The organism is Nocardiopsis sp. iso_238, from assembly GCF_056173325.1.
In genome coordinates, this window is the sequence record NZ_CM149668.1 from 5,954,844 (window position 1) to 5,966,960 (window position 12,117).

Sequence of the window (12,117 nt, forward strand, 5' to 3'; positions counted from 1 at the left end):
GGCCGCGAAAAGCGGCACGGGTGGAGATGGTCTGTGTGCCCGTCAGCCGGTCGGGTTGAGGGCGGTCATGAAGTCCGCCTGCATCACCGGGTTGACCCCCGTGGTGACGGGAACGGGTGGTGGCGGAGGGGGAGGTGGGGAAGGTGGTGGAGGGGTCGGGAAGGCATTCTCCAGGGCCGTGAAGGAGGCGTCCAGGGCATCGCGGTGCTCGCGCAGCTTGGTGTTCAGATCGTTGCGGCGCTGGACCAGGCCCTCCAGGGCGTCCACCCTCTCCCGGGTGAGCCCGCCAGGCGTCCCCACGCCCGCCCTGAGATCGTTCAGTCCCCTCAGCGCTTCGGTGTGCGCCGTCGCGGTGTCGGCCTCCGAACGGCCCCACCCCCGGTCCTGGGCCGTGGAGCCAAGGTACTCGCGAACGGCCTGGACCCCGGCGGAGGTCTCCGCTGACCAGGACCTCGGGTCCAGTTCCGGCCCCAGGGCCAGCATGTCGGAGGCGGCGCGGGCCTGCGCTCGGGCGTCGTCCGACAGGGTCAGGCCCAGGGCGTCGTTGAGCGCCGTGTTGAGGGCCTTCTCGGAGTCGGACGCGGAGTCCTGGCGATCGGCGACCGTGTTCCACGCGTTGATGGATTCTTCGCTCACCCCGGTGGCGATCTCCCGGACCTGTTCCGGGGTCAGCCAGACGTCGACGGTGGACTGGGTCGACTCCGCGGTCGGTCGGGAACCCGTCGAGGTGTCCTGGGCGACGAGCAGCGCGTCGACGGGGAAGCGCACCAGGTATCCGCGCCCCTTCTGGGAGGCGTCGGCGTCCACGTGGACGGCGGAGGACGACTGCTTGTTGCCGCCTGCGGCGGAGCTGCTCGCCCCCGCGCCGCTCGTTCCACCGCCGACCAGGGCGGAGGACTCCTGGAAGTCGGAGGCCGGCTGGTCCACGCCCTTCATGCCCGCGAGGTCGAGGGCGTTGGTGAGCGCGGTCGATCCGGAGTGGGACACGGAGTGCTCGTCGCGGTGCGTCTGCGAGCCCTCCTTTCCGGTGGTCATCTCGCTGGTCGCGCCGATGATCTCACCGCCCGCCCGGTCGACGTGGGTGAACAGCTTCGTCTCCAGACCGGGAACGGCGAAGGGCCCCTGCGGGTCCTTGCCCACGAGGGTGGCACCGTCACCGGAGGAGGCGCCGAACAGCCCGCGCAGTACCTGCTGGTCCACGGCGGCCCCGAGCACGGGCGCGCGGGACCCGGCCCCGTTCCGGCGAAGATGGTCGACGGCGTCGGTCACGTTCCGGTTGTCGGGGTCGGGCTGCCAGCCCTTCGCCCGGGCCTGGGCGATCAGGGCGGCGTCCGCGATGGTGTCCCGCCCCACCGAGTCCACCGGAGGAAGGAAGGTCTGGTCGCCGTCGATCCTGCCGCGCCAGTCGCCGGCGAAGGCGTCGATGTCGTTCACGACGGTCCTGTCGGGGACGAACGGCTGCGGGGTCACGGGCGTCGGAGCCGGAGGCGCCTGCTGGGTCGTCTGCGGGGGCACGGGTTGGAAGGACCCCGCCTGGTAGACCTCGGTGCGGGGCCCCACGTCGACGGACGACGAGAAGGCCTCGCCTCGCGAGCCGCTCCCGTACCAGCGGTCCAGGGACAGCGTGAAGTCGATTTTCATCTGCGTGGTGACGTTGACCCCGGGAGCCTTGATCGCGCGTGAGGTCGTGTTCGTCTCGGTGTCGGAGGACAGCTTCGTCGTGGTGGTGGCGCTGTCCCAACCGGTGCCCGCGCTCGCCGTGTTGGTGTGGTAGCGGTCCTTGGGGAAGGTGGGGGCGCCGCTGCTGTCGGTTCCGGTCGCCGGGACGGGGTTGAAGCCGCCGTCCAGACCCGCTGTCACGCCCTGCTTCTTCTGCTTTCCCTTGGAGTCGTTGTGCTCGGAGGACGCCGAGGCCGAGTGCTCCGTGGACATCCCCGACTCGACCTGGCCGAAGACGGGCGTGCCGTCGCGCCCCAGTCCCAGGCGCAGCCAGCCGCCGCTGCTGAAGCGCTGGTCACCGAAGTTGATCTCGCGCACCCGGATCGGCAGGACCACCCCGCCCGTCTGGAGCCTGAGGTTGTCACCCCGGCTGTTGGTCGCCGACAGGGCCACCCGGATGTCGTGCTTGCTCTGGTCGCTCAGCTCGACCCCGTAGTCGCGCACCTGCCGGGAGATGCTGTCCACGGCCGCGTCGGTGTCGACGCCGTTGAGGGCGTACCCGGAGGTCTCGCGGCCGGGGACGAACCCGATTCCGTCCGGGACGCCACGGGCGTTCGTCAGTGCGCCGTCGAGCCCCGCGGTCCCCGGCAGGGCGTTCTTCTGGGTGAGTTCGAGAACGCGGTGGCGCGACTCGGTGGTCCCGCTCTCGGTGTGCCGCGCGTTCTCGGTGTTCTCACCGTTACGGCCGTTGCCGTTGTCGGAGGTCGGCGGCGGGACCGATCCGTCCCCCACGGTCCTGGTCTTGATCGGCACCGAGACGAAGGCGTTCCACTGCGTGCTCGTCTTGGTGTTCACGCTGAACTCGTCGTTGGTCGTCACCTTGACGGTGCTTCCGGGGAAGGAGACCTTGGTCTCCTCCCCGAACGAGGTGGAGTCGCCCTCCGTCGTCGTCTGCTTGGAGGCGTAGGGGACGACCCCCGCGGTGAAGCGCACGCGGTTGTTCCTGGTGTCGGTCTGGTTGGGCGCCCCCTCGCCCTTCACACCGATCGTCCAGGTGTGCGAGGTGTTCTTGCTGGTGCCGGTGACCCTGTCCGACTCGGACTTGTAGGTGAGGTCGACGCCGCCGTCGAGCACGGCCCCGGACGTCTGCATCGACGTGCGCTCGGCGCTGATGTTGATGTCGACGTTGGAGCGGTGGATCACGCCGTCCTCGAACTGCCCCTGGATGTCGAGCCCGCTGTCGTGGACGTCCATCGAGTGGGCGGCGAGGGCCTTGGGCGAACTGAGGACGCGCATCTGGCCGATGACGGCCTCTCCGGAGCGCGAGGCCTCGGAGTAGCCGGGAGCGGACTTGATGGAGTTCTCGACGCGGTTCCAGAGCCCGGGCGACTCGGAGTGCTTGGGCGCGTGCGGCATGCTGTCGAGGTCGAGGTCGGGCCGAGCGCGGTGCCCGCCCCGGTTCTCGGTGGTCTGGTTGTCCTGGGTCTGGTCCTGCTGGTTCTGGTTGTCCTGAGTCTGCTGAGTCTGGTCCTGCTGGTTCTGGTTGTCCTGAGTCTGCTGGTTCTGGTTCTGGTCCTGGGTCTGGGTCTGGTCCTGCTGGTCCTGCTGGTTCTGGTTGTCCTGAGTCTGCTGGTTCTGGTTCTGGTCCTGGGTCTGGGTCTGGTCCTGCTGGTCCTGCTGGTTCTGCTGAGTCTGGTTGTCCTGGGTCTGGTTCTGCTGGTTCTGGTTGTCCTGGGTCTGCGTCTGGGTCTGCTGGTTGTCCTGCGTCGGCTGGGTCTGGTCCTGCTGCGGAGTCGGTGCAGGCGGAGGGCGCAACCGGGCGTCCCGCTCCTGCGCGAACCGGTGGTCCTCCCCGCGTCCCCGCGCCCCGGCGGCCTCCTCGTGCCTGCGCTGTTCCAGGTCCAGCGCCTGGTTGAGAACCTGCTCGGCTCCGGGGATGTCGCGCGCCGCACCCGCCGACTCCTCCCGCAGTCCGCGGGCCGTCTCCGCGTCCTGGTCCGCCTGCCGCGCGTTCTCTGCGGACTCGTTGGCCTGGTTCCGCGACTCTCCGGCCTGCTGACGCAGGTCGGCGGCGTCCGACTCCTTCTTGCTGGCCGTGCCCTCCGCCTCGGTGGCCTTCGTGTCCCGCGTGTCGGCCTGGGACTTGAGGTTCCCCGCGTCATCCGTCGCCCGCTGCGCGCCCGCGCCCAGGTCCTGGACCTCGGGCGACGGGGTCGGCCGCGGCTGGGCACCGGAGGAGTCACCCTCCGTGGACGGCGGCCCGGCAGACTCGTTGAAGGCTGACTCGGCCTCCGCCCTCGCGTCGCCCGCCGCCCGCTCCGCGTCGGCCAGCGCGTTCCAGTTGTTGAGTGCCGTGTTCCAGGCCTGGTCGGCGGCGGTCTGGTCGGGCGATTCACCGAGGTTGTCCAGCCCGGTGTCGAGGAGATCCGGCAGCGGGGTGGACGGGGTGCGCCGGTCCCCCGACGGCTGGCCCTCTCCCCCCTCGGGGCGGCCCCGCGCGTCCGTCTCCGTCTGGAGGGCGTCGACGTAGGCCCATGTCTGCTCGATCGCCTCCCTTCTCCGGTCGGCCGCGTCCCGCAGGTCCCGGGCGGCGTCCACACGCTCCTGAACCGCCCGCGCCCGGGCGTCGTCGGCCTGGGTCTCGGCCTTGGTGGCCGTGTCCTCCTGCTTGTGCGCGAGCTGGTCCGCCCGCTCTGCTGCCTCGTTCCTGGAATTCGCCGTCGCCTCGGCCTTCGCGAGGTGGATATCCCGGTTTTCGAGCTGGTCAGCGAGCGCGGTCAGGCGGTTCAGTTCGTCACGAGCCTCGTCCGTCGCCTGGCGGGCCTGTTGCACCGCGTCGAGTGCCTGTTGGGCGGCGTTCTGGGCCCGTGTCGCCTCCGCGCCGCGGTCGGTCTCGGGGGTGGCGGGGCCGAGCTCTCCGGGCACGGGCACCGTCTTGGCGCCCTCCACCACGACCCGGGGGCCCTGCGGGGTCTCGCCGTCGCCGCTCTGCGGGGTCACGTCGATGACCGCGTCGCTGCCGAGCCTCATGTCCAGCTGAAGCGCATAGGACCACGACTCCAGGTCCCCCTTGGCACTGGTGGCGGCCTCGACACCGGCCTTGCGGCTGCCGGACAGGGGGTTGGCGTTCTCACGTTCGTAGGCGTAGGTGCCGCCCACGTCGACGATTCCCTTGGGCATACCGGCGCTCGTCGAGCCGACGCGAACCTGCACCGACGCGCCCAGGTCCCCGCCGTAGGCGGTCGAGTTCTGCTTGCCCGAACCCTGCGATGTCGAAGCGTTGAGGCTGGTGCTCAGGGAACCATCGCTCCGGGAACCCTCGAACCGGCCGTCGCTCAACGAACCGTTCAGGAGGATCGTGATGAAGTCGGCGCCGTCCCGGTTGTCGTCGCGCACGGACGACATCCCGGGAATCGAGCCGATGATCGAACGGATCCGCCCGGGCGCGGGAGTGAGGGCGTTGCCCAGACCGCCGGTGCGCAGGGGGATCTCCACGCCCTTCCCGGTCAGGTTGCCGGACTCGTCGATCGCCCCGCCGACCATGTCGTAGATCTTCAACGTGTTCTCGACACGCAGGTCCTGCCCCTGCCAGAGGGTTCTCCAGAACCCTCGGCGGTCGCCCCTGGGCCCGGAGGGGTCGGTCACCAGTTCGGGATGGCTCTGGAAGACGTTGGTGTGGATGTTCCTGGCCGCGACCGTCATGGGCGAGTCACCGTTGGTGTCGCGCAGACTGCGGTCGTTCCACTCCGATCGCACCGGAACGGCCTCACCCAGGTTGTCCACACGGTCGTTGTGGAGGCCTGGGACGTTGGGGGCGGCCGGGGTGTCCTGGTTCGTTCCGTCTGAGGCCATGGCCAGGGCGTCGCGGGTCGACACCTGGTCGAAGGTGGTCAGGTCGAACGTGCCCGGGCGGACGGTGGGCTGGTGCCTGGGCGAGTCACCGCTGCTGTTGGTGTTGTTGTCGCCCGTGTTCCCGGTGTTGGTGTTCCCCGTGTTCCCCGTGTTATCGGTGTTCCCCGTGTTGCCCGAGTTGGTGGTGTTCCCGGTGTTGGTGGTGTTCCCCGTGTTCCCGGTGTTGGTGGTGTTGTTCGAGGCGGCGGGGGGTTGCTGTTCGGTGGTCGTGACCGTGTAGGTCCGGTTCACCCGGTAGAAGGCGGAGTCGCCCTTGCTACCGGGCCCGTACGTGCGCTCGCTGCCGTGTTCGGTGCTGCGCGAGTGCTTCTGGGTGCCCTTGATGCCGCCGCTCGCCTCGGGCCCCATCCGAATGACCACCGGCGTCGAATCCATCCCGGGGATCGTGCCCAGGAAGCCGACCCCCACCCGGCCCTCCTGCTTGTTGGTACGGCCCGCGCTGGTCTGGGCGTTGTCGGAGAACTTGTCGGTGTCGGAGAAGGACGAGTCCTTCATCTCCGGTCCGATCCGCTCGTAGGAGACCGGACCTCCGCTGATCTCCAGGTACTGCGCGTTTCCGGAGTCGTCCGTGTAAGGGAAACGCAGGACCTTCCCCTGGTCCGCCTTACCGAGGTTGTCGCGCAACGTCCCCATGTCGACCGGGAAGTCCTTGGGCAGGCCCCCGTCGAGGACGCCCAGTGTGCGCGAGAATCGGGGGGCGCGGATCGGGGTGCCGTCGCGGTCGGTGCGGAAGTTCTCCGGGGCCTCCTGGCGCTCGGGGGTGGGTTGCGCGTCGGTGGAAGTCTGCCCCTCGGTCGAGGTCTGCCCCTCAGCGGAAGTCTGGCCCTCGGTCGAGGTCTGGTTTTCGTTGCCGTCGTTACGTACGTGGCCCGCGAGGACCACGTCGACGGCGTCGTTCAACCTGTCGGAGAACTCGATCCGCATGGGCGGCCCGGCCGGTGGCCGTTGGTCGCCCGATCCCTGCTGCTCGGGTGTGGTCGCTGGCGGCAACGGGGCGGGCGCCACCTCCAGGGCGGCCGACACGGTGAGATCACCGGTGAAACGGGACGGATCGTCCCCGTCGACGTCCACCTTGCGCTTGTGGCGGTTTTCCGAGCTGACCTGGAAGTCGGTGCCGCGCTGGCGGACCGAGAAGGACCCCTTGAAGCGCGTGCTGATCAACGCGGTCTTGGCGGCCAGACTGCCGATGATGGTGACCGGGAGCAGGGGGCTGAAGCCCTTGCGTCCCTGCTGGGCTCCGGTGCTGACCTGCTTGGCCCGGTTCTCGGTCGAGTTCCCGGCGTTAGCCTTCCGGTCGGGCGAGGCGGTCGTGTCGCGCCAGGTGCGGTCCACGGTCAACTGCACGTTGCCCCGCACGGGCGGAGGGGTGTTCTCACGGCCGGTGTTGTCGGTGCCGTCGTCACCGGTGCGACGGTCGGCGCCGACGTCGTGAACGGGGATGTCGAACGTCTCCCCCGCACGGGCCCGTCCGTCACCGATGCGGTCGAGCGCGTCCTTGAACGCCTTGGCGTCCGGCTCCATACCGTTCCGCGCGAGCTGGTCGGTCAGGCGCTGCCCCAGCCCCTGGACGTCGGCGTCCGGGTTGATGTGCACACCCGAGTACCCGTCCCCGTTGTTGGCGGGGCCGATGTCGGTGAGCAGGTCGAGGATCTGCCTCGTGTCGGCGTCGACCGGCCTGGGCGGGTCCTGCTGGGTGGTCTCGTCCTGGACCTGCTGGGTCTGGTCCTGCTGAGTCTGGACCTGGGTCTCGTCCTGAGTCTGGTTCTGCTGCGTCTGGTTCTGCTGGGTCTGGTCCTGAGTCTGGTTCTGCTGGGTCTGGGTCTGGTCCTGCTGCGTCTGGTCCTGAGTCTGGACCTGAGTCTGGTCCTGCTGGGTCTGGGTCTGGTCCTGCTGAGTTTGGGTCTGGTCCTGCTGAGTCTGATCCTGGGTCAGGTCCTGCTGCCCGCTCTCGTCCCGGACCGGTTGCTGAGGCGGTGTCTCCTCCGTCGTGGTCGGTGTCCTGCGCGGGGGACGCGAGGACTCCCCACCAGTGTTGTCGTCGTTGCGCCTGTTCCCGTCGTTCGTGTCGCGGTCCCGGTTGTTCCCAGAAAGATCCTGCATCTGGTGACCGTTGCTGTCGTCACCCCCGCCCCTGGGCCTGAACAGCTTTGTCCAGGGCGAGGCGGCGCGGTGGTTCCCGCCGCCCTCGGTGGTCACCGGCGTGGGTCCGCTCGGCATCTGGGACAGCGGCGAGTCCAGACCCGCCTCACGCGCCCGATCGAGGGCGCCGTCCAGGCGCCCGTCCGAGATCCACTCCCTGAGCGTTCGGCCGAAGTCGTCCTTCAGCCGGGGCGGGAGGTCAGCGAGGACCTGGTCGTCGCCGCGACCGCGTTCACGGCTGTCGTAGGCGGCGCCCAACAGCGCGATGGTGTCGTCCTGGGACCTGCTCCCCTCCGGGTCGAGGATCTGGGTCAGGTCCTGGTGCACGGAGTCGGGGAGGTCACCCACCCGGGTCGGCGGGTCGTAGCGCGACGCCCCGTTCGCCTGGTTCTCGATCTGCTCCAGGTAGTGGTTGAGGATCTCCGGAGGGCGGTTGTCGCGCCCGCCCGGGGAGTCCATGTAGCCGCCGGCCTCGTGGACGGCGGTGGAGTCCGGAGAGTCCCGGAGAACGGCGCGCGGCCGACCGGAGCCGTCCTCGGAACGGTCCTGGGACTCGTCGTTGAGGCCTAGCCGGTGCAGGGTCTCGTGCAGCCAGACGTCGGCTCCGTCGTCCAGGCGCCAGTTGGCGGTGTCGCTGCGTCCCGGCAGGTCGGGGTTGTCGCGCACCCAGGTGATGTCGGCGTGCGGACGGCCGTCCGGGCCGACCTCCTCCACCCGGACGTGGAACTGGTCCCCGCTGTCGGGCAGCCGGTAGCGCTCGTTGACGACGTCGTTCAACCGGTCCTGGAAGATCTGCTGGGCCGTGTTGGCGTCTCCGCGACTGACCCCGGGGCCGGTACCGAAGTTGACCCGGAACGTCAGCTCGGTGACGTGCGTCGGGCCGTCCGGCTCGGGGTTCGGCAGGGGGATACGGCGCACGTCGAAGCCGCGTTCCGCGATCGAGCTGATCGGGTTGTCCTTGCTGGACCCGTGCAGGATCTCGATGCCGTCGGTGTCGACACCTGAACGGTCCCGGTTGGCTCCCACCCGCCTGGGTTCGATGTCGTCCCGGGCGTTCTGCCACTCCGTGGGCGGACGCAGCCGGTCCGATACGGGGGCGGGAGCGTCGGGGTCGGGGCGCGGCCGAGACACCGGTGGGGTGTTGGTCTGGTTGCCGGGCGGGGTCTGGCGGCGTCCGTCGCCCGTGGACTCCTGACCGCCCTGCGCGGGGTTGTGCAGCGGGGCCATCACGACGGGCACGGGTGTGGCGTCGGGGTGCGCGGCCGTCTCGTTCGAGGCGTCGTCCTGGCGCACGGGGGTGCCCGATCCGTCCTCGTCAGGTGTGGACTCCCGCGAGTCGCTTTCGTTCAGCGGACCCTGCTGGTCACCGTTCTGGTGCACGTTCGCGCCGGTGTCCTGCCCGCCGGTCGCCTCGTCCTGGATGCGGGCGTCGTCGCGACCGGTGTCGTCCTGGAAGAGCTGGGTGTCGGTGTTCCCGGACTCGTTCTCCACGACCGTCTCGGCATCGCCGTCGCGCCCAGGGCCGTTCGGGCGGTGCGTGTTCGTGTTGCCGTCGCTCGAACCCTGTCCGCCCGCGTTCGGGTTCGCGTTCGGAGTCGAGGCGGGCGGCCCCTGGGGGTTGCCGTCGGTGTCGTCCCCGGACTCCTGAACCGGAGACTCCTGCACCGGCTGGTCGTCCTGGTTCGGAGACTCCTGAACGGGCTGTTCCTGAACCGGAGAGTCCTCCTGGACCGGCGACTCCGGGTTCGGGGTCTCCTGAACGGGCTGCTCCTGGTTGGGTGTCTCCCGGACGGGCGTGTCCTCGGACCCGTTGCGGTGCTCGGAACCACCGGGCTCCTGCACCACACCACCACCGGTCGACTCCTCCTGAACAGGAGACTCCTGCACCGGCCGGTCGTCCTCGTTCGGGGACTCCTGAACCGGCTGCTCCTGGACCGGCGTCTCCTGAACCGGCTGGTCCTGGACCTGCTCGTTCTGGGACGTCTCCTCCGACCCGTCCCGGAGGTCCGAACCGCCGGGCTCCTGAATCACACCATCACCAGTCGACTCCTCCTGAACAGGAGACTCCTGAACCGGCTGGTCCTGGATCGGCGTCTCCTGAACCGGCCGGTCATCCTGGTTCGGCGTCTCCTGGACAGGCTGATCCTGGACCGGGGACTCCTGCACCGGCGTCTCCTGAACCGGCGTCTCCTGAACCGGCGGGTCCTGGACCTGCTCGTTCTGGGACGTTTCCTCCGGCCCGTTGCGGTGCTCGGAACCACCAGGCTCCTGCACCACACCACCACCGGTCGACTCCTCCTGAACAGGAGACTCCTGAACCGGCCGGTCGTCCTCGTTCGGGGACTCCTGAACCGGCTGCTCCTGGACCGGAGTCTCCTGGACAGGAGTCTCCTGAACGGGCTGCTCCTGGACAGGCTGGTTCTGGTCTCCGGTCTCCTCGGTGGACTGATCCTGACCACCGACGACCGGAGCGTCGCCGGTCTCGTCGTTCTCCGAGGCGGTCTCGTCCGGGTCGCCCCGGTTCAGGTGGTCGGTGTCGCCACCGTCCTCGTTCCCGTTCGGGGTGTTGACCGGCTCCTCGGAGCCCTGCCCGGGGGTGTCCTCCGTCGTGGACTCGTTGGCACCGTCGTTCTCGTTGGACGGCGTCTCCGGCCGGGAGGGACCGGTGTCGTTCTGGTCGTTCTGGTCGGACGACTCGGTCGTGACCTGCTGGGGCGGCGCGGGCTGGTTGTCTCCGCCGTCCGACTGGTCGTTCTGGTCGGACGACTCCGTGGTCACCTGCTGGGGCGGCGGAGGCGGAGGCGGGGTCGAGTCCTGTGTGGAGTCGTTGGTCGAGTTCTGCGTCTGCCCGTCACGTGAGCCGCCGCCCTCCCCCTCTGAGGAGGAGTTGTTCGAGGAGGAGTTGTTCGAGGTGGAGGAGTTCGAGGAGGAGTTGTTCGAGGAGTTGTTCGACCCCGATTCCGGCGGGCCGCCGTTCTGGTTCGAGTTGTTGCCGGTGTCGTCGCCTCCACCGTCCGTCGGGGGCGGGTTGGGTGTGGGCGGCGGGACACCCTCGGGCAGGCCCGCGTTGTTGAGCTGGTTGAGGAGCGCCAGACCGCCCTGGGTGAGGCTCTGCTGGACCGCTCCGGAGACGAAACCCGAGACACCGGACAGCCATGTGATGGAGAAGGTCTTCTCGTCGCTGAACAGCAGGTTGAAGAAGCCCTCGCTGAGCATCCCCTGCGCCGCGTTGGCGATGCCCTGGCCGCCGAGCTGCGCCAGGAAGTTCTTCCAGTGCGTACCGACGTCGGAGAGCCCGTCGCGCACACCGGTGGGCACACCCTTGGTCAGGAAGTCCTTCAGGTCCGGGTCCAGGTTGCGCCCGTACTTGTTCACCACGTCGTTCAGGGCGTCGCCGAGGCCTTCCTTCCCCCAGTTGCGGGAGAAGGCGTCGGCGTACTCGTTGCCGAAGTCGCGGGCCTGGTTCCGGCCCATCGAGTCGCCCAACGAGTCGGAGAACCTGTCCCCCATGTCGTTGCGGAAGCGCTCGCCGTCGACCGGGCGGCTCCACCCGGGACGGTTGTCCATGCCGTACGCGCGCAGCAGCTCGTCGGTGTTGCGCCCCATCACGTCACCGATGCCGTTGGGGAGGTCCTTGCCGCCCTTGCCCAGGCTGTCAATGGGGAAGTTGTCGTCGAGGCGTTTGGAGATGGTGGGTCCGGCGGTGTTGCCGAGCAGCTTGTTGAACTGGTTCGACAGCGCGCTTCCACCGAAGGCGGCGGCGGTGCCGAACAGGCCGTCCAGCAAGGCGCCCTTGGCCGCGTCCTCGGTGAGCTTCTTGTCCCACCCGTCGCGGTTGCCCTGGTCGATCTGGATGCGCTGGATCAGCGCGTCCAACGTCAGCGCGAAGAACTGGCTGATCGCCATCTGCTGGAGCAGCGTGGAGAGCAGCCGGAACATGACCCGTCCGATGACGGTGCGGGCGATCGCCTGGAAGATGGGAATCTTGGCCAGGGAGGCACCGAAGGTGTACGGCGCCATGGCGATCGCCCAAGCGATCTCCAGGGCCAGCTGCACCAGCTGGCCGATGATCATCCACTTCGCGTACTGCACCTGCGTGCCCGCGTTGTGGACGTACTCCTGGAGACCCCGGGCGACCGCCGTGCCCTCACCGAGGTAGTTGTTCTGCCCCGCCGTGAACTCGTCCACCGACTGATCGAAGAAGTCCGCCGCCGTGGCGTCGAAGTTCTCCCGCACCTTGTTCTTGATCCGGATGACGAGCTGCGGGAGCTCGATCTCCAACCGGTCAGCGGTGGTGCCGTAGACCTGGGCGAGCTCCCACAGCCGCGTCTCGTCGGCGGTGGGCCACTCCGAACCTGTCAGAACCGAGAACAGGTTGCGGAGTTCGGCGGGCAGTTCCATTCCCAT

1 protein-coding gene is annotated in these 12,117 nt (G+C 69.1%); it reads right to left on the bottom strand.

The genetic code is table 11. The features are described 5' to 3' along the window. Window positions 1–42 precede the first annotated feature (42 nt). A complete protein-coding gene (locus tag AC0VYL_RS26870) occupies window positions 43–12,117 on the bottom strand; it encodes a WXG100-like domain-containing protein (RefSeq protein WP_475481824.1) in 12,075 nt (4,024 codons plus the stop codon).

Excerpts from the sequence above, each read along its gene's own strand:
- AC0VYL_RS26870 (WP_475481824.1), bottom strand. The coding sequence starts at position 12,117 with ATGGGAATGGAACTGCCCGCCGAACTCCGCAACCTGTTCTCGGTTCTG.